We start from the raw sequence: 18523 nt of genomic DNA, 5'->3' as shown, positions 1-18523 counted from the left end.
AGCATTCGCACCTGTCGTTGGAGGTGGGAAATGCCGCGTCCGGAGCGTCCGGTGGATCCGGGCGAGGGGCCGGCGCAGCGGTTCGCCGTCGCCTTACGGGAGCTGCGGCAGTCAGCGGGCAATCCGACGTACCGCGCGTTGGCCAAGCGGGCGCACTTCTCGGCGACCACCCTGGCGCAGGCCGCTGCGGGCGACCGGCTGCCGACCCTGGCGGTGGCGGTGGCGTACGCCCGCGCCTGCGATGGCGACCCCGAAGAGTGGACGGCCCGCTGGCGGAGTGCGGTCGCGGAACTGGATGCTGCGGCGCCACCGGCGACCGGTGCCCCCGATCAGGTCGGGGACCGGCCGCCGTACCTGGGCCTGGCCGCCTACGGACCCGACGACGCGGACCTGTTCTGCGGTCGGGACCGCCTCGTCGCCGACCTCACGGACCGGCTGGCCCGACACCGGTTCGTCGCGGTGGTCGGGCCGTCGGGCTCGGGTAAGTCGTCCCTGCTGCGGGCCGGGCTACTGCCGGCCTGGTGCGCGAACGAGGAGCTGCGGGCCGTGGTGATCACCCCCGGTGCCCACCCGGTGCGGGAGCTGGCGGACAACCCGGTGGCCCCGGGCGCCGACAGTCTGCTGATCGTCGACCAGTTCGAGGAGGTGTTCTCCCTCTGCGTGGACGAGTCCGAGCGGGAGACCTTCATCCGCGCGTTGCTCGCGGTGGCGGGCGAGGTGGGCGGCCGCACCTGGGTGGTGATCGGGTTGCGGGCCGATTTCTACGCGCACTGCGCCCGCGTGCCCGAGCTGGTGGCGGCGCTGCAGGACGCGCAGCTGCTGGTCGGCCCGATGACGCCCGAGGAGCTGTCGGTCGCCGTCACCGAACCGGCGGCCCGGGCCGGGCTGATGGTGGAGAAGACCCTCGTCGCCACGATCATCGCCGAGGCGGCGTCCCGGCCGGCGGTGTTGCCGTTCGTCTCCCACGCCCTGTGGGAGACCTGGCGGCGGCGGCGCGGCGCCGGGCTGTTCCTGGCCGGCTACGAGGCGGCCGGCGGCCTGGACGGCGCGCTCGCGCAGTCGGCCGATCGGGTGTTCGGGGAGCTGGACGAGGAGCACCGCCGGGCGGTCCGGCGGATCCTGCTACGGCTGACCGCGCTGGGCGACGGCACCGAAGACACCCGCCGGCGAGTCCCCCGCGCGGAGCTCGGCGACGACGCCGTCACCGCGCACGTCCTGGAACGCCTCGCGGCGGCCCGGTTGGTGACGATCGGCGAGGAGACCGTGGAGATCGCCCACGAGGCGCTCATCCGGGGCTGGCCGACGCTTCGGGACTGGCTCGCCGCCGACCGCGAGTCGCTACGCGCCCACCGCCGCCTCACCGGTGCCGCCACCGACTGGGCGACGCACGGCGAGGACGACGCGTTCCTGTACCGGGGCAGTCTGCTCGCGGGCTGGGCCGACCGGGACACCGAATCCCTCAACGGGACCGAACGCGATTTCCTCGCCGCCAGCCTGGTCCGGCAGAACCGCGACCACGCCCGCCGCCGGCGGCGGCTGCGGGTCACCATCGGCAGCCTGGTCACGGGCCTGGTCACGGTCAGCCTGCTGGCCGTCCTCGCCGGGGTGCAGACCGTCACGGCGAATGCCCAACGCGACCTCGCCGTCGCCAGCAGTCTGGCCGCCCAGTCGCGCGCGGTGCTGGCGACCCAGCCTGACCTGGCGAACCTGTTGGCGCTGGCCGGGCTCGGCCACTCCGTGACGGCGCAGACCGTGGCCAGCGCGCAGGCGGCACTCTCGGCCCCGGTGCACGTCGCGCGGCCACTGATCGGGCACTCCGGCGCGGTGACCGCCGTCGGGTACAGCCCCGACGGCGGCACCATCGCCACCGGCGGCGACGACGGCACCGTACGGCTGTGGACCGCCGGCCCGACCGCCGCGCTCACCCAGGGCAGTGCCGTGACGGCGATCGCCTTCACCCGGGACGGACGCCTGCTGGCGACCGGGGGAGTCGACGGCACCGTGCGACTATGGGACGCGACCACCTACCAGCCCCTCGGCACGTTGACGGGTCGCGCCGCAGTCAACGCGGTGGCCTTCCATCCGGACGGTACGGCCATCGCGACCGGGCACGCCGACGGTGCCGTCCGGCTCTGGGACACCCGCACCAGCCTCTCCCGGCCCGTGCCGGTCGGCCACGACGGCCCGGTGAACGCGGTGACCTTCGACCGCACCGGGCTGATCCTGGCCACCGGTGGGGACGACAACACCGCCCGGCTGTGGAACACGGCGACCGGTCGGACGACGATCCTCTCCGGCCACACGGGCGAGGTCTTCGCGGTCGCGCTGAGCCCGGACGGCACGACCCTCGTCACGGGTTCCGCAGACGGCACCGCGCGGATCTGGGACGCCACGACCCACGAGTCCCGGGCCAGTCTCGTCGGGCACACCCGCGTCGTGCGGGCCGTGGCGTTCGGGGCCGACGGCCGCACCGTGGTGACCGGAAGCTGGGACGGCACCGCGCGGATCTGGGACACCACCACGCACCAGCCCCTGGCCACCCTCGCCGGCCACACCGACGAGGTGCTGGCCGTGGGGACGAGTCCCGACGGTACGACCGTCGTGACCGGCAGCCGGGACGGCACCGCCCGCAGGTGGGACACGAGGACGAGCCGGTCCGTCGCCACGCTCGGGGGCCACACCGGCTACGTCGACGCGGTGGCGTTCAGCCCGGACGGCCGGACCGTCGCCACGGGAAGCAGGGACGGCACCGTCCGCCTGTGGGACACCGCCCGGCACGGTCAGCTCGCCGTCCTCGACGCCAGGGCCGGCTTCGTCTTCACCGTGGCGTTCAGCCCGGACGGAACGACCCTTGCCACCGGTCACAAGGACGGCCGGATCCGACTCTGGGACACCAGCACCCGCCACCAGAGGGCCACCCTCACCGGGCACACCGACGGCGTCGCCTCCGTCGCCTTCAGCCCTGACGGCCAACTCCTGGCCAGCGCGTCCACCGACGGAACGGCCCGGTTGTGGGACCTGGCCACCCGACGTACGTCCGCCGTGCTGACCGGCCACACCGGCTGGGTGGACGCCGTGGACTTCAGCCCCGATGGCAGCACCGCCTCGACCGCCTCGACCGACGGCACGGTCCGGCTCTGGGACTCTGACGCCGGCAGCACGATCGTTACCCTCACGCCCAGGACCGGCCATCTGAACGCGGTGGCGTTCAGCCCGGACGGCCGTACCCTCGCCATCGCCCCCGCCGACGGCACCACCCAGCTGTGGGACATTGCCGCCCGTCGAGTGGCGTCCGTCCTGACCGGACACACCGCAGACGTGAACGCGGTCGCGTTCAGCCCGGACGGGCAGACCATCGCCACCAGCAGTCGGGACGGCACCACCCGTCTGTGGGACCGCGACCGTGGCCGGACGATCGTCGGTCTCACCGGTCACGTCGGCTGGGTCACGGCGGTGGCCTTCAGCCCGGACGGCAGGACGCTGGCCACCACCTCCTGGGACCACACCGCCCGCCTCACCCCCACCCCGGACACCTGGCCCGCCGAGCTCTGCCGCCGAGCGGGACGGAACCTGACCGACGGCGAATGGGCCTACCACGTCGGGTCGGAGCCCTACCGGCGTCTCTGTCCCGAGCTACCCTCCGGCCAGGGAGCCGACCCCACCGCGCCCGCACTGACCTACCCCGACCTCTGGCCTTCCGCCGTGGCTGACTGATTCGGCGTCCGCGCCGTTGGTGGGCGGCGCTGGTGGGCTCGTGAGTTGGGGATGAGTCACGAGACGCTGCGGAACTGGGTCCGTAAGCAGGAGCGGCAGTCCGGGACGGGTCCGGTCCGAGCTGCCGGAAACGGTGCCGGCGGCAATTGCCGTGGTCATAGCCGTTCGCCAGATCGCCGCTGCGCGGGCCACCATCGCCGCAGTGGATGTTTCGTCGGCGGCCCTCGAAAAGCTGACTGCGGCCGAACTGGAGTTCTTCGCTGCGATCCAGCGCGAGCTGGGTCTGGCACCCCTGCCCGAGAACGCCAATGTTGGTGGCTGATCCACGGTGGCAGGGGACAACTGCCCACCGTCAGAACCCGGGGTCGGCGGCGAGGCCCCTCGGGGCCGGCAACTGGCGTCCGTTGCGCTCCGCGACCGTCCACAAGTACATTCCGACGTCGTCGCACTCCTTGATGATGTAGTTCTCGAGCAGGGTGCCGTCGGGGTCCAGGGCGTCGTACCGCTCCCACTGCTCGGTGCAGAAGAGGAAGGCCGGCAACAGGTACGGCGAGTCCGGCTCCTGGCCGCTGTCCGCGACGGCAGTCAGCGCCTCGAAGTAACCATCGATGACGAGCTCGCACAGTTGCTCGCGGCCCGGGCCGGGGCCCAGGGCACGTAGCCACCGGCGGTACCCCTCGGTCGCTGGTGCCGGGAGCGCCCTGTGGTCGAGGCGCACCAACTGTGCCACCAGGGATGCCGGGTCGTAGCTGTCGAACAGGTCGAACCGCCCCTTGAGGATCGCCACGACGGCGAGCCCCACGCGCCTCCTGCCGACCGGCGCGGGCTGGCACAGATGGGTGTTGGTCAGCGCGAGATCGAGCACCGCGCGGGTCTCCAGCTCCACGTCCCCGGGACGGCGCGGCATCGGCCAGCTGTTCAGCGCGCCCTCGAAGTCACCGAGGAGGACCGGGTGGTCGGTGACGCGCAGGAGGTCGGCCATCGCCCCGCGCAACTCGGGATCGGCGGACTTGAGGGCTGCCGCAAGCACCCGCCTGCCGTCCGGTGGTGCGGTGACCAGTCGTACCCGTGGTTCGTGCGGGCAGTCCGGCGCGGGCGCGAGCAGGAACCGCAACGCCGGCCCCGGCGTGGCGGTCAGGGCGTCCCATACGTGGTTGGTCACCTCTTGGTCGCTGCCCCAGGCCAGGGCCAGGGCCTCCTCGGCCATCGCCGCGACCCGCTCGTCTCGCGCCCCCGCCATCAGCCGGGCCACCGCAGCGACGTTGCGGACATACGGGTGCCTCAGTCGTCTACACAGGATTCGGGCGGCGAGCCTCGCCGACGAGCCGGTGTCGCTGACGGCGATCTGCTCCAGCATCCCTCCATCATCGGGCTCACCCGGAACCCCTGGGGTCCTACGGAAAGTCAGGGGTCGGTGGCGTTTGGTGCCGGGCATTCGCTGCCGGAATCAACCATTCGAGGCCCGCGCAGTCCGGCCGGCGCGCCGAGCAGCGGATCGATGAGACGGGATTCGCCCGCCCGAGTCGTCAGCGGACTGGTAGGCGCTGTAGGGATTCGGAGGAGTCACGCTGTCGTCGGCGGTCCACTGGGCTCCGTCGCCACCGGGCCATCGGGCCAACCCGCCACCAGGCCGGAAACCGGTGGCGGGTCGTCGTCCGGAGCTGTCACGTCGGCGGTGGCGGAACCGACGGGGTGGCGGCCCTCAGGTCAGATCCTCAACTCCTTACGGCACCAGCGTCGCACCAGGGCACGTTTGCCCGCGGACAGCTCCCGGGTGATCGGCATCTCCAGGGCGGTGCCCCGACGGCTCTCGTCGATCACGTCCAGCATCAGTCCCGCGAAGTGGGTCACCCGGTTCGGATCGTGGGGGGTGTTCGCCGGCCCCCACGGAATGATCGTCCCCATGATCGGGTAGAGCAGCGCGTAGTAGCTGAACACCTCCCGGTACACCAGGTCGAAGGTGAGCTGGTCGTCCGGTACGTCGCTGTAGTCGTCGTACGGCAGGGCCCGGACCGTGGAGAAGTACTCCACCGCCCAGGCCGGGTTGTCCGGGTCGGCGTGGGTGTCCGGCGGCAGGTACCGCAGCTTGTAGCAGGCCGGCGCGTCGACCTCGATCGGCACGTCCACCCGGCCGCCGGCCGGCACCCGCACGGTGAACTCGCCGACCTTCTCCTCTCCGAGTGAGGTCGCGGTCAGCACCAGCGGGTTCACCGAGTTCACCCGGCCGGGTGTCTGCACGTCCCGCCAGACCTGCACGGTCAGGGTCTCCGGCTCGGTGATCGGCTCGCCCTTGCGGAACAGCCGCAGCGCGGCTGTCCCCTTCGCCCGCTGGCCGGGGCCGTCCGGCGCCATGTCCAGGTACACCGCCTGGTCGTCGGTGGCGACCTGGACCGTCCCGATCTCCCGCAGCAGCAGCACGGGACGGTGGTCGACCCAGGCCCTCAGTTGCAGCACGCCGTCGTGGATGTGCTGCCCGATCTCGCTGCGCGGACTGAAGTCGAACTCGACCACTCCGCCGTACGTCTCGTAGGGGCCCTGCTCGTAGTCCACCACGCCGATCATCGTGCGCCGCTGCTGGCCCCCGGCCTCGTAGAGCAGCTCCAGGAACACGCCCCCGTCGAAATCGATCTTGCTGAAGTCGCCGCCGCCGACCTCAGGGAACGTGGTGCCCAGGTCGAGCACCACCCGGTTCTCGTCGACGTACGCCATGGCCGGGCCGACCAGCTCCGCGTCCGCGCTCGACGCGCTCAGCGCGTTCAGGGTGGTGCCGGGGATCTCGACGCGTTCCACGTCCTCGTGGGTCTTGACCCGCATCCGGGTCACCGCCCGGGGGGCGCCCCCGTCGGCCGGGAAGTAGGGCGGGCCGGGCTGGTGCAGGGCCCGGCCGACCGGTGCGGAGATCATGTCGGTGCCGTTCCACACGCCGACGGTGCCGACCACCCGACCGATCTTCGGGTTCATCGCCCGCTCGCCCCGTTGGAACTTGTCGTACATGGTCATCTGGTCGAAGCTGGTCCGCATCCCGTAGAAGCACCAGCGCAGCAGCAGACCACCGCCGTCGGCAGCGCCCTCGCGCAGAGCGCGCAGGCCGTCCGAGTCCGGCGCTCGCTCCGGGTCGACGAAGGCCAGGGTGGAGTTCGGGATGACGGCCTGGAAGGAGCCGGCACCGCCGGGGCGGAAGAAGTTCAGCCACCTGGTGAACGAGGTGGTCGGCACCCCCCGCACCAGCTCGGTCAGCTCGCCGTCGCGGTCCGGGCCGATGATCCGGAAGCCGGCCGCCACGAACTGGGTGCCGTAGCTGTCGGCCGGGTTCACGTCGACGATCCGGGCGTTGAACGCGACATACGCGTTGAGCAGCGGATCCCGGGCGGCTCTGGTCACCGGCTGGTCGTCCACCCACACGCTTGTCGCCTGCGCGTTGCCGAACGTGGCGAGGTGGTCACCCCAGTAGTTCCAGTAGCCCGGCATGCCGGACTGCCAGTTGGGGTTGGGCGTGGCCGCCGTGTCCGGGTCCGCGTACACCACCAGGCTGGTCATCCATTCCCGGTACGCGGCGTCGTCCATCGCCGGCAGGCTCGCGCCCTCCACCACCGGCGGATTCAACACCTGGACCCGGTCGTAGTCCAGCAGATGGACGATGTTCTCGTTGTTGGCGGTGGACGGGTTGACCATCGCGTCGGTGCCGAAGAACCCGATTCTGGGCCGGGCCAGATAGCTCATGCGGACAACTCCACGGACGACGGGGTGAAGAGCGGGACCAGCGTTTCCAGCCGGGCGGCGACGGTGGCCAGCGCGTCCTGCGCCTCAGCGCCGATCCCGGAGCCGGTGAGGCCGAGCACCCGGCACCGTCCGGCGACCGCGAGCAGCCGTCCGGCCAGCGCGTCGATCGTGGCCGGCGGGCCGGTCGGCTGGGGTTGCGGTAGCTCGAAGCTGGGTCCGGCGTACCGGCCCGGGTGGTCCGCGCCGGCCGGCAGCCGGGTCAGCAGCGCCGCGAGCGGCTTGATGCCCAGCGGCATCAGAGCGGTGATCACGCGCGCCAGGCCCCGCCGCTGGGCGGCGCTCTCGCCGTCCGGCGTGAACAGCCGGGTCAGCATGTCCACGAAGAGCAGGTACAGATCGTTGAAGGCGACGCCGACCGACCGCGCCGCCGGGTCGGTGATCAGGGTGCCGCCGGTGCTCGTCGCGTCGTAGGCCGGGTTCTCCACGGTCGGCCAGCCCGGGACGAAGTCCGGCTGCGTGCGGTTGAGCCCGTCCAACTGGTCGGCGATCTGGTGGAAGTACGCGAAGTGCGAGTTCGACTGCCAGTCCGGCACGCCCTCGCCCTCCAGCACGATGAGGTCGATGTACCGGGCGGCCTGCTCGGCGGTGGTTATCGCTTCCAGCGTCGGGGTCAGCGGAATGAGGGCGCTGGTGACCTGCCGGGTCGCGGACGCCCGGTCGATCCACTCCGGATGACCCAGGATCGCCTTCTTGATCTGGTCGTAGAGTTCGGCGATCGAGCCGTACGGCCGCGCCTGGCTGGGGGGCATCGCCAGGTTCAGCCGGGCGTGCGCCTGCCGCCCGCACTCGGCGCAGAAGGCGTCCCACCAGCCGTCCGGCTCCGGTTTCTCCCAGCACAGGAACCGGTTGAGGGTGTCGCGGTCGAACGGTGTCAACGTGGACGGCAGGTTTATGTCGGAGTATCGGCTGGCCGGCTGCGGGAAGTTGGGCCGCCACAGCAACGGCGGGGCACCCAGCGCGATCAGGATGTTGTTGGCCAGGGTGAGGTGGTACATCTCCTGCACCGCGATGCGGGTGAGCTGATGGCTCCACTGCTCGGTCAGGGCAGCCCGGACCGCGGTGATCCCGGGATCACCGCCGTGGGCCAGGGTCGCCGCCGCGTACAGGTACTGCACGCAGAGCATGTGTTCCAGCTCGCAAGCGTCGTGAAGCATCTTGATGGTCGTGGGCTTGTCCAGCAACGCGGGCTCGATGGCGGCCACGCACAACCTCCCTTGTGGGCGGAAAGTGCTTCGATGACTACCCGACGCTACAAACGGGGGGTTGGGTCGCCAACCCATTGGCCGGGATCTATCGAATCATGGGAAGGTCGAGCGCTACGCGGTACAATGCCGCACCGCCTTCGGTGGCAGTCGGGATCCGGTGGGACGGCGTCCCGCCCGGGACCACTGGAGGAAGCCCTGCGCACAGGCTGCCGGTGGCTCGATGAGGGCTTTCCGGGTAACAGGCTGAGCACCGTAGGGTCGCGGGCGATCGTCGGTCGAGTGGACACAGACCTGCAACGAAAGGGCGCAGAACCCCGGCGGTCGATAGCGAACCAGGACACCGGCCGCATCCGGCCAATGGCTTCGGTCAGGCCCGCTTGCGCCTCGCGATCTCGTCGGAGAGCTGCTGCACACGGGCAGGGTCCGCGTCCCGGGCGAGGGCGACGTAGTGGTCCATGACGGCCGGCCGGTAGCGCACGGGCAACGTCTGTCCTGGGGTGAGTCGCGTCAGCTCGGTGATCGTGAGGTCTTCGTCTGCGATACCGCGGAACGAGATGCCGTCGGCGGTCTCCACGTCGAACATCAGGACCACGCGAGGGTTGCTGTTCACCTCCCGCCAGCCGACGAGAACGCCGAGCGCGAGCGCCCCCGTGCGCAGTTCCGCGTTGCGCTTCCGGGCATCACTGCTCAGGAGCGGGTTCGGGGCGACGCCCGGGAAGGCGGGCCCGACGCCGAGCGATTCCCGACTCAGATCGGGCCTGAGCTGCGCCATCAGATCGTTGAGCTTCTTCTTCGAACCGAACACCCTGCCTCCTCCCGCACACCGGTGCCGGGTCTCGGCTTGGCGCTTCGTCCTCACCGCGATCATACGTCGCCGGCCGTTTCCTCCCGGCCCGGCCGTCCCGTCGGTTCTGGAGGCCGGCGGGTGGCGTACTCCCTCGGTTGGTCGATCGGCGAGGCCGAACGCGCCGCCATCACCGCGCTGCCCGCCGGGGCGAACGGGCGGTCTGCCGCCAGCCGACCACCGGCGCGACCGGCGGCTTTGCCGCCCGGTCGGCGTCCCACCAAGTGGGAACGGGGAACTCGCTCGCTGTCGAGCGCGATGGTCAGGCCGTGGTCCACCGCGAGACCACGGTCTACATCTGGTCGCGGCGCAGTTGCAGGGCGGGGTGGCGTGGTGGGGTGAATCCGAGGGTGCGGTAGAGGCGTTCGCCGCCCGGGGTGGTGTTGAGGTCGACCACGCTGACCGTGGTGTGGTCGGCGAACCAGTGGAGGAGGGAGGTCAGGCAGTCTCGGGCGTGGCCGCGTCCGCGGGCGTGGGGCAGGGTGCTGATGTTGAAGACGTGACCGCGCAGGCCGCCTGGATTGCCGGGACCTGGCGCGTGGCGGTCGCAGAGGCCGGCGGCGTTGCTGACGATGCCGTGTTCGGCGTCTTCGATCACGAATGCGGCGAACGTCTGCGGGTCGCTCAGCGAACGGGTGAACCAGTCCAGGGCGGCGGCCCGCCATGGCGCGGTGGCGTCGCCGACGGGTGCCCCCATCGCCTCCAGCATGGTGACGCGAAGGCGCACCAGCGCAGCCGCGTCGCCGGGGACGGCCCTACGTGGTCGTGCCATTCCTCGCCTTACTCCCTGCGGCTACTGGCCGATGTCGAGGACGATCTTGCCGCGCACCCGTCCCTCGTGCAGCGCCTGGATCGTGGTGCCGGCGTCCCTCCAGCTGTCGCGTCTGGCGACGGGAGGGGTCAGCGTATTGTCCGCGACCCGCGCGGCCAACCATGCCAGGTCCGCGGACAGCCCGGCATGGGCGCCCAGGAAGAAGGACGTGACGGAGCGGTCGTTGCGCCCGTCGTGGCCGGAGAACGCCAGGGCGGGGAAGCGTTCACCCGTGCTGGCGACGTTGCCGACCGACACCAGAGTCCCGCCTTCGGCGAGTTTGTCGTACGCCTGCACGAGGGTCTCGCCGCCCACCACGTCGATGACGCCGGCCACCGCCTGGTCGAGCTGCCCGGGGGACCGGATCACCTCATGGGCGCCCAGTTCCCGTAGTTCGTCGCCGTGGCCGTCGGGGTCGCTGGTCGAAGCCGTGACGTGCGCACCGCCGAGCCGGGCCAGTTGCACGGCGTACCGGCCCACCGCACCGGTGGCACCGGTTACGAGCACTCGGCGCCCGATGATCGGGCCGACTCTGTGCAGGGCGCGGAGCGCGGTCGCGCCGGCCACCGGCACCGTGCTCAGGGCTCCCAGGTCGGCGTTTGCCGGTGCCACGCCGATCCAGTCGGTTCGCACTGCGCGTAGCTCCGCCCAGCCGCCGGCGAAGCCCAGCGTCACCACCGGCGTGCCGACGGCCGGGCCGGAACCGTCCGCAGCCGCCTGCACCACCACCCCGGCGGCGTCGTAGCCGGGCACGGCTCCGTCCGGGGCGTTGTCCAGGTACAGGTCGCCCGGATTGATGGAGCTGGCGACGACACGGATCAGGGACTCGTTGGCGGCGGGCAGCGGGTCGGGTGCTGAGCCGAGCCGGAGGTTGCCGGGCGCGGTGCGATCAACGAGCAGTGCTTGCATGACGCCGCCTCTCAGGTTCGACTTGCTCTCGAAGCATAGTGCCACTGAGTAGCATTAGCCTGCAAGTGGCGTACGCCGCTCGGTAGTATCGCCTCATGGCCACCGCGTCGTCGCACTCTTCCCAGCCGCGGCCGTCGCTGCGGGAACGCAAGAAGCAGCGCACCCGTGAAGCGCTGACGGACACAGCCCTGGACCTGTTCACCCAGCGCGGCTTCGACGGCGTGACGCTCGATGAGCTGTGCGACCGCGTCGAGGTCTCCAAGCGCACGTTCTTTCGCACCTTCGCCAGCAAGGAGGAGGTGGCGATGGCGCCCTACGAGGACCTCTGGCGGGCGTTCCTCGACGACCTGGCACTGCGGCCGGCTTCTCCGGGCCAGCCGGTCCTGGCGGCGCTGCAGGACAGCGTGCTGGCCGCCATGCAGATCATGGACTCCGGTGACTGGGCACGCCGGCTCCTGCTCTGCACGCAGCTGGCCAGCAAGACCCCCGCGATCGAAGCTCACTGCCTGTACTTCTGCGACGTCACCGTCCGCGCCGCGCTCGGCGTCCTGCACCGCAGGTTCGGCCTCGCGTCTGACGACCTCCGCCCCCGGCTGGCGCTGGACGTCCTCGTCGCCGCGTTCCACCGCGGACTCGAAACCTGGACCACCCGGCCACACGCTGCTTCCGCCGACCGACTGGCCACCGACACCCGCGCCGCGTTCGCGGCGATTCCCGGCGTCCTCACCCTCGCCGCTGCCATACCGGCAGAACATGCCTGACCACCTTGTGGTCAAGGAACACCTGGATCGAGGGTGGCTCAGTTGCGGTACGCGCGGTGCAGGAAGTACACCCCGGCGCCCACACCGGCGAGCAGCAGTGCGGTGCTGCCGACGTGACCCCACCAGTGGTCCAGCAAACCGTCGGCCAGCGTGCCGGAGCGCAGCAGTTCCTCCGTCACGACGGCCACCGCGAGGACGGCTATCGCAGCGACGATCCACCCCCGGCGGCCCGTGTTCCTGTCGCCCGTCATGCCTGGAATCGCCTCCCTGTCTCGCGCCTCGGCGGCGTTGTGCCGCAGCGGTCCGCCCGTCGCATCGGTCCGCCTACGCACCGGCACCGACGATGTGCGGCGCAGTCGCCGGCCATGGCGGACGGGGTCACTGTGCGCGGTGGCGGTAATGATCAACCACCAAGGAGCCGGCGCAGACGAGGGCAACGACGCCGAAGAGGACGCTGATGACGGTACTGGCGGTGGTGCCGACGGACGACGCGATCGCGTTGGCGGTGATGCTCACGAAGAGCAGCAGCCACAGGATGGGCCGCAGCTGGCGGCGGCCGTTCGACGAGATGTGTTCAGCCATCATCACAAGCTAGAAGAGCCGCTGGTCGGAAACGATCCCGCCACCGCGACGACAGGCGGTACAGCCTGCTGTACTGCCTTGCCGGTGGCCGGTGCCCTAGGGTCACTGGGCGACGGGGCTCGCGGGAGGTAGGCCTGCGGCGGTACGCGGGCGAGCGGATACGCGCCGCCGTCGACGCCCTGGAACACCTGGCCGGTGGCCTCACCACTGCCGTGCTGGCGATCGGGGCGCTGCTGTGGCTGCTCGCAGCCAGCCGGACACCGCCCTGGACCGGCTCACCCCGCGTGAGCGTGACGTGCTGTCACTGATGGCCGAAGGGCTCGGCAACACCGCCATCTCGGAGCGGCTGTTCGTCACCGAGGGCGCGGTGCACAAGAACATCCGCAGCATCTTCGCCAGGCTGGGCCTCGCCCCGACGGACCAGGTGGACCGCCGGGTGAGCGCGGTGCTGCGCTACCTCGAGGACACCCAGCGGCAGGCGTGAGCGTCGGCACGATCATCGGCTGCGTCGTGACACGTGCCGTCGAGGGGCGGGCCCGTGATGGGCCCGCCCCTCGAGAGTGTTCGGCCGATCAGCGAAACCGGCTGTTCGTGGCCGGTTACTCCTTGATGCCGATGCCGGCGACCGGAGGGACGCGGAGCAATCGTGCAACCGGCAGGATCGTGGTGAACAGCGCCAGCAGTGTCGTGCCGCCGATGATGGACGCCCAGCCCAGCGGTGGCACGTAGGGCACCATCTGCCCGGTGAGCGTGTGCACGATCGCCACCAGGGTGACGGCTGCGATGGCTCCGCCGATGAGCAGCGAAACGCTGAGCAGGCCGGTCTGTTCCGCGTGGACCATGCGCTTGACCTGCTTGCTGGTGACACCGACCAGGCGTAGCAGGGCCAGCTCGCGGCTTCGGGCGAGTGCAGCCATGACCATGGTGTTCGCCGCGGCGAGAGCGGCGTAGCCGACCATGATGCCGATCAGGAGCTTGTTCAGCCAGGCGCTCAGCGCGAGGTCGTCGGCGAGCTGGCCGCTGATGTCAGCCGTGCTGGTCACCGCGCTGCCGGGGTACTGGCCGATGACCTCGCCCAGCGCGGCGGTGACGTCCTTGCCGGGCTCGGTGCGCACCAGGATTCGCTCGTAGCCGGCGACGGCGGTGTGCCCGGCGACGACGTCGGTGACGACGGTGACGTCGCCGAACGCGAAGCCCCGGTCATAGATCGCAACGACGCGCAGGTCGGCGGGTGTGCCGTCGCCGAGCCGCACCGTGACCTGCTCGCCCACCCGCCACCCGTTCGACTCGGCCTGCAGGGTCGACACCGCCATGGCCGGCCCGCGCAGGTCCGCCAGGCTACCGCTGCGGACCTTGAGGTCCATGGTGAGGTCGGCGCCCTCCGGGTCGATCGCCTGCGCATCCGCGCCCTCGGCGGCTCCGTCCGGGATGATCGAGGTGTTTCGTACGCCGGTGGCCGCGAGCACGCCGGGGATGCCGCGGATCTGCGTCAGCGCGGTGTCGGGCAGTCCGGTGACGGAAACCACGGTCTGCTGGGCCAGCATCCCACCACGGTTCTCGGCGACGATCTGCTGGTCCAGGTTGTCCTGGAGGAACCAGACCGAGCCACCGAAGCCGACGGACAGCACCAGTGCGGTCAGCACCGTGACCATGCCCTGGGCATTGGCGCGCAGATTCGCCGCGGCGAGGTAGCCGCTGTCGCCCCACACCCGCCGCAGCACCGGGGCGAGCAGACGGGCGGCCGCCCGGTTGATCCACGGCCCGAGCAGGGCGACCGCGAGGACGAACAGGCACAGCAGACCCATCGCGGGCCCGAGGGCAGCGGTCCCCTTCGCCGCGCTGGTGAGAGCGATCAGGAGGAAGCCGCCGGCCAGGGCGGCCAGACCGGAGATCAGACGAAGTACGCCGTTGCGTTCGGATTCCACGGCGATCTCACCGAGCGCCTCCGTCGGCCGGATCCGCACCGTCCGGCGGGCGGCGATCAACGCGGCACCTGCCGCCACCGTGACTGTTGCCACCGCCACGGCGACCGCTGCCAAGCCGCCACCGCGAACCGGGAAGGTCTCCGGTATGAACGCCCGGTCCACCAGTTCCTGATGCAGCCAGCGGCTGACGAGCCAACCGGCGGGCACACCGATGACGACCGACAACAGGCTGAGCAGTCCCACCTCGGCGAGGATCAGGCGAGCGACCTGGCCAGGGGTGGCGGCGACGGCGCGCAGCAGGGCGAGATCACGGCGGCGGTGCCGGACCGCGAGACCGATGGTGCCCGCCACCACGAACATGACCAGCAGCGCCACGTAGCCGCCGAACACGCTGCCCAGCTGGACCAGCATGGTGGAGGCCGCCTGGTCCGCGGACTGTTCCAGCAGCCCTCGCTCGTCGCCCGCGTAGGCCTTGACGCCGGCCTCGGCGGCCAGCCGGCGCACGTCGGCCACCACTGCCGCGGAGGCACCGGCTTCGGCCAGGACGGCCACCGCGTCGACCCGTCCCTGCCGTGGGTGGACGGCCACCGCGTGCGCGTCGGTGAAGAACACCGCGGGCGCTGCGTGTGGGGCGGGCCGGGGCCCCGCGTGGCGGACGAGGCCGCTGACCCGGTACGTCCGCGCGCTGCCGTTCACCAGGATCGACACCTCGTCGCCGGGCGACACCGAGGCGGCCAGACGTTCGTCCAGCGCGACCTCGGTGTCGCGGGTGGGCCGGGCACCCGCGGTCAGCTGGTACGGGGTGATGGCGGTGCTGCTCCACCCGTGGCCGGTGGCGGTGCCGTTCGGCAGGATCGCCGGCACCGTCCGGTCGGCGATGACGGCGGCCACCCCCGGCAGTTGCCGGATCCGGTCGACCATCGAGGCCGGGACGGTTCCGCCCTCGGGCAGCGCGACGGTGGTCGTCTCCTTTTCGCCCATCATCGTGGAGGTGAGCGTGATGTCGCGGTTGGCGACGACGACGTCGGCGGCCGCGTAACGCTGTGGGGCGGCGGTGAAGCGTAGGCCGGACTCCACGAGGACGCCCAGCGACATCAGGATCAGCACTCCGGCGGTCATCGCCAGGAGGGTGGCGACCGCGCTGCCCTTGCGGTGACGCAGCATCTGTCCGGCCAGTTTCAGCACGGGTCAGCCCCCTGCGTCAGGTGCGGGCGGCGCCCGAGCGTCGCGAGATGCTCGGCGATCCGCGCCGCGCCCGGCTGCGGCATGTCGTGCACGATGCGTCCGTCGGCCAGCACCATCACCCGGTCGGCGTAGGACGCCGCCACCGGGTCGTGCGTCACCATGATGACCGTCTGTCCCGCCTCGTCCACCACCGAGCGCAGCAGGGCCAGCACCTCGCCGGCGGTCTGGGTGTCCAGCGCGCCGGTCGGTTCGTCACAGAAGATGACCTTCGGCCGGGTGGCCAGTGCCCGGGCGATCGCGACGCGTTGCTGCTGCCCGCCGGACAGTTCCGAAGGGCGGTGGGACAGACGCTCGGTGAGCCCGACCCGGTCGACGATCTGCCGTATCCAAATGGGGTCCGCCCGCTTTCCGGACAACCGCAACGGCAGCGTGATGTTCTCCTGCACCGTCAACGCTCCGACGAGGTTGAACGCCTGAAAGACGAATCCGATCTCCGACCGCCGCAGCTTGGTCAGCTTTGTCTCCGAAAGCTGCGACAGTTCCGTCTCGCCGACCCACACCAGGCCGCTGGTCGGGCGGTCCAGCCCTGCTGCGGTCTGCAGTAACGTGCTCTTGCCCGAGCCGGAGGGGCCCATTACCGCGGTGAAGGTCCCCCGCTGAAAGGTTGCGTCGACACCGGCGAGCGCGGTTACCGCCTGCCGGTCCCCGCCGTAGACTTTCCGCAGCTGCTGGACCCGCACGGCCGACACTGGCGTCTCTTTGTCGACTGCCGAGATGAATCTGAGTCGTGCATTACTCGCCGACATCGCCGGACTCCCATTTTCTATTGACTTCTTCTATGCGAAGAAACCCTATTTTTGGGAGTCGCCGACAACAATCCAGGCAGCGGGCCGATCGAGGTAGCGCTGGCTGTACCCGTCAGGGCCCGGCAAGGTCGTCAGGAGATTCCGGGCGGGGTGAGCGCCGGAGCCGCGCAGGGGTGGGCCGACAACGTCGCGCCCACCCCCGGACAGCATGGTCAACCCAGCAGGAGCCGGTTCTCGGTGATGCCCTTCGGGTCGCCGAGGGTGGGCGGTGTCTGCCAGACCCGGCAGTTGGCGTCGTACGGGTCGTCGGCGACGCAGTACCGGCTGTCGACCACCACCACCGCCAGCGTGGTGGTCCGCCCGCTGGGCAGGGTCACCCGGGCCGCCGGTGCGCTGGTCGCCGGGCCGCAGGCCCCCGCCACCAGGCTGTTGGGCAGCGGGCCCTGCCGCACCCAGCGGCCGTTGGCGTCGGTCGACCACACCGTGCCGGCCCGGCCGCGCGGGTCGCAGTTCCACAGGTTCATGGCCGCCACGCCCTGCAAGGTGGTCGGGTCGGCAGCCGCCTTCGCGGTCCACTGGCAGAAGAAGTACGGGTTGCCCGCCCAGCCCGGCGAGCGGGCCCCGAGCAGGAAGCAGTACTGGGTGCCGGGCTGCAACCCGGTGACCAGGTGACTCATCCGTCCGGTGCCCGGGGTGCCGGCCAGCACCACGTCGGGCACCCCGGACCGGACCAGCCGCCACTCGGCCTCGCCCGTGGCGACGTCGTCCCAGCTCAGCATCATCGAGGTGTCCGAGACTCCGGTCACCCCCACCCGGGCCGGCTGGGGGTAGGCCCCGGCCCAGGTGGTCGCGCAGACCGCCGGCGGGGTGTGCGAGCCGTACGCGTTGTACGCGGTGGCGAGGTAGCAGTAGGTGCGCCCCCAGTCCACGGTCAGGTCCATCTCCCAGTACCCGGCCGGGTTGCTCCAGGTGCTGTGCGGGGTGGGCCAGTCGGTCCACGGCCCGTTCGGTGTGGGGCCGCGCCACACGCTGACCTGGGTGGCGTCCTGGGTACCCACCCGTACGTCGACCTCCATCCGGGGGGTCGGGTAGTCGGGGGCCCGGACCAGGAAGTGGTCGATCACCGGTGCGCCGCCCTGGGTGACCGTGCGGCAGGGCAGCGCGGTGTCGGCCCCCGCGCCGGCGTTGATCGCGGTGACGCAGACCGTGTGGTCGCCCCGGGCCGCCGGCACCAGCAGGTCGAAGCCGTGGCCGCCGCCGTAGGCGGGGTAGTTGGCGGCCACGTCGGTGCGGGTCGTCGAGGCGACCAGCGCGGTGTGCAGCCGGCCGTTCACCCGCACCGACACGGTCAGCGGCGAGGCGGTGTCCGGGTCGATGACCCAGCCGCGTACCCGCAGGCCGGACGGTCCGGGGGAGAGTTCGTCGAACGAGCCGAACGGGTCGAACCGGACGGCGAGCGCCCGGCAGGCGGTCTCGCCGACCCCGGTTCCCTGGTTGACGACGGTGAGACAGACGGTGTCCCCGTACCGGGCGGGGAGGGTCCGGGTGAAGGCCGAGCCGGAGGCGACACTGAACCGGCCCACCTCCACACCGGAGATCTTGGCGATGACCTGGACCGACGTGGTGGCGTCCGGGTCACCGGCGCTCCCCTTGACCTGCACGCCGGTCGGTACCCGGCTGGCCGAGGTGAGGTTGACCCAGGCGTTGTCGTCGTCGACGTCCCCGCCGCACACCGGAGGCGGCTCGGGGACGTCACACACGGGCGCCGCCACGGCGGGTTCCGTGATCACGGCGACTGGCCCCAGGGCCAGCGCGAACGCGGCGAGGCCGCGAATCAGTTTGGATGACACGCGGTGAGGGTGGCAGGGGCACGCAAACCCTGCCCACACAACGGATCCGCCGGTTGTGGACGGCCCGCGGGCCGGGTCGTCCAGCAGCCGTCACAGGTGTGGGAGTGGCCGGCGGTTGGAGCCACCGTCGTCCACTGTGCGGTGTCGTGGA

15 protein-coding genes are annotated in these 18523 nt (G+C 71.3%); 4 read left to right on the top strand and 11 right to left on the bottom strand.

The features are described from left to right. Positions 1 to 30: 30 nt before the first annotated feature. Positions 31 to 3714: a hypothetical protein gene (locus tag O7633_RS17835; RefSeq protein ID WP_282323220.1), complete on the top strand. Its 3684-nt coding sequence runs from the start codon at positions 31 to 33 to the stop codon at positions 3712 to 3714. Between the two features lie 133 nt (positions 3715 to 3847). Beyond that, the gene (locus tag O7633_RS17830; protein ID WP_278130161.1) at positions 3848 to 4036 is read left to right on the top strand and encodes a hypothetical protein; all 189 of its coding nucleotides are present in this window, start codon (positions 3848 to 3850) and stop codon (positions 4034 to 4036) included. 30 nt (positions 4037 to 4066) lie between these two features. On the opposite strand, the gene O7633_RS17825 is transcribed toward O7633_RS17830, so the two are convergent. The 6 genes from O7633_RS17825 to O7633_RS17800 form a co-directional block, all read right to left on the bottom strand. Then, on the bottom strand, positions 4067 to 5071 hold the full coding sequence (locus tag O7633_RS17825) for a hypothetical protein (RefSeq protein ID WP_282323219.1): 1005 nt from the start codon (positions 5069 to 5071) through the stop codon (positions 4067 to 4069). Between the two features lie 350 nt (positions 5072 to 5421). Then, entirely contained in the window at positions 5422 to 7434 is a 2013-nt protein-coding gene (locus tag O7633_RS17820) for a hypothetical protein (protein ID WP_282323218.1), read from the bottom strand. Beyond that, positions 7431 to 8696 carry a ferritin-like domain-containing protein gene (locus O7633_RS17815; RefSeq protein ID WP_282323217.1) on the bottom strand — a complete coding sequence of 422 codons (1266 nt, stop codon included), beginning with the start codon at positions 8694 to 8696 and terminating at the stop codon, positions 7431 to 7433. Before O7633_RS17815 ends, O7633_RS17820 begins: the two co-directional genes overlap by 4 nt. 370 nt (positions 8697 to 9066) lie before the next feature. Next, positions 9067 to 9504, bottom strand: coding sequence for a hypothetical protein (locus O7633_RS17810; protein ID WP_282323216.1), 438 nt, complete (start codon positions 9502 to 9504; stop codon positions 9067 to 9069). 331 nt (positions 9505 to 9835) lie between these two features. Next, positions 9836 to 10315, bottom strand: coding sequence for a GNAT family N-acetyltransferase (locus O7633_RS17805; protein WP_278130151.1), 480 nt, complete (start codon positions 10313 to 10315; stop codon positions 9836 to 9838). Between the two features lie 21 nt (positions 10316 to 10336). Continuing rightward, a complete protein-coding gene (locus O7633_RS17800) occupies positions 10337 to 11263 on the bottom strand; it encodes a zinc-binding dehydrogenase (RefSeq protein WP_282323215.1) in 927 nt (308 codons plus the stop codon). A 95-nt stretch (positions 11264 to 11358) separates the two neighbouring features. On the opposite strand from O7633_RS17800, the gene O7633_RS17795 reads away from it, so the two are divergent. After that, positions 11359 to 12024 carry a TetR family transcriptional regulator gene (locus tag O7633_RS17795; RefSeq protein WP_278130146.1) on the top strand — a complete coding sequence of 222 codons (666 nt, stop codon included), beginning with the start codon at positions 11359 to 11361 and terminating at the stop codon, positions 12022 to 12024. A 38-nt stretch (positions 12025 to 12062) separates the two neighbouring features. Here the strand turns inward: O7633_RS17795 and O7633_RS17790 are convergent, their stop codons facing one another. Then, the gene (locus tag O7633_RS17790; RefSeq protein ID WP_278130145.1) at positions 12063 to 12275 is read right to left on the bottom strand and encodes a hypothetical protein; all 213 of its coding nucleotides are present in this window, start codon (positions 12273 to 12275) and stop codon (positions 12063 to 12065) included. A gap of 127 nt (positions 12276 to 12402) precedes the next feature. After that, entirely contained in the window at positions 12403 to 12606 is a 204-nt protein-coding gene (locus O7633_RS17785; RefSeq protein ID WP_278130143.1) for a hypothetical protein, read from the bottom strand. 235 nt (positions 12607 to 12841) lie between these two features. Here O7633_RS17785 and O7633_RS17780 point away from each other — a divergent pair, with 235 nt between their 5' ends. Continuing rightward, a complete protein-coding gene (locus tag O7633_RS17780) occupies positions 12842 to 13090 on the top strand; it encodes a LuxR C-terminal-related transcriptional regulator (RefSeq protein WP_347405153.1) in 249 nt (82 codons plus the stop codon). Positions 13091 to 13205: 115 nt separating this feature from the next. Here O7633_RS17780 and O7633_RS17775 read toward each other — a convergent pair whose 3' ends face one another. From O7633_RS17775 to O7633_RS17765, 3 genes are all read right to left on the bottom strand, one after another. Beyond that, a complete protein-coding gene (locus O7633_RS17775; protein ID WP_282323214.1) occupies positions 13206 to 15716 on the bottom strand; it encodes an FtsX-like permease family protein in 2511 nt (836 codons plus the stop codon). Beyond that, positions 15710 to 16465, bottom strand: coding sequence for an ABC transporter ATP-binding protein (locus O7633_RS17770; protein ID WP_282323213.1), 756 nt, complete (start codon positions 16463 to 16465; stop codon positions 15710 to 15712). Before O7633_RS17770 ends, O7633_RS17775 begins: the two co-directional genes overlap by 7 nt. Positions 16466 to 16734: 269 nt before the next feature. Continuing rightward, positions 16735 to 18372 (bottom strand): fibronectin type III domain-containing protein, encoded by a 1638-nt coding sequence (locus tag O7633_RS17765; RefSeq protein ID WP_278130138.1) that lies wholly within the window; start codon positions 18370 to 18372, stop codon positions 16735 to 16737. Positions 18373 to 18523: the final 151 nt, after the last annotated feature.

It is taken from the genome of Micromonospora sp. WMMD712, from assembly GCF_029581295.1.
Taxonomy (GTDB): Bacteria; Actinomycetota; Actinomycetes; order Mycobacteriales; family Micromonosporaceae; genus Micromonospora; species Micromonospora carbonacea.
The sequence above is the reverse complement of the archived record's forward strand: the minus strand, read 5'-3'. Positions and strand labels throughout refer to the sequence as shown.

Excerpts from the sequence above, each read along its gene's own strand:
- O7633_RS17835 (WP_282323220.1), top strand. The coding sequence starts at position 31 with ATGCCGCGTCCGGAGCGTCCGGTGGATCCGGGCGAGGGGCCGGCGCAG.
- O7633_RS17825 (WP_282323219.1), bottom strand. The coding sequence starts at position 5,071 with ATGCTGGAGCAGATCGCCGTCAGCGACACCGGCTCGTCGGCGAGGCTC.
- O7633_RS17820 (WP_282323218.1), bottom strand. The coding sequence starts at position 7,434 with ATGAGCTATCTGGCCCGGCCCAGAATCGGGTTCTTCGGCACCGACGCG.
- O7633_RS17805 (WP_278130151.1), bottom strand. The coding sequence starts at position 10,315 with ATGGCACGACCACGTAGGGCCGTCCCCGGCGACGCGGCTGCGCTGGTG.
- O7633_RS17800 (WP_282323215.1), bottom strand. The coding sequence starts at position 11,263 with ATGCAAGCACTGCTCGTTGATCGCACCGCGCCCGGCAACCTCCGGCTC.
- O7633_RS17795 (WP_278130146.1), top strand. The coding sequence starts at position 11,359 with ATGGCCACCGCGTCGTCGCACTCTTCCCAGCCGCGGCCGTCGCTGCGG.
- O7633_RS17790 (WP_278130145.1), bottom strand. The coding sequence starts at position 12,275 with ATGACGGGCGACAGGAACACGGGCCGCCGGGGGTGGATCGTCGCTGCG.
- O7633_RS17785 (WP_278130143.1), bottom strand. The coding sequence starts at position 12,606 with ATGGCTGAACACATCTCGTCGAACGGCCGCCGCCAGCTGCGGCCCATC.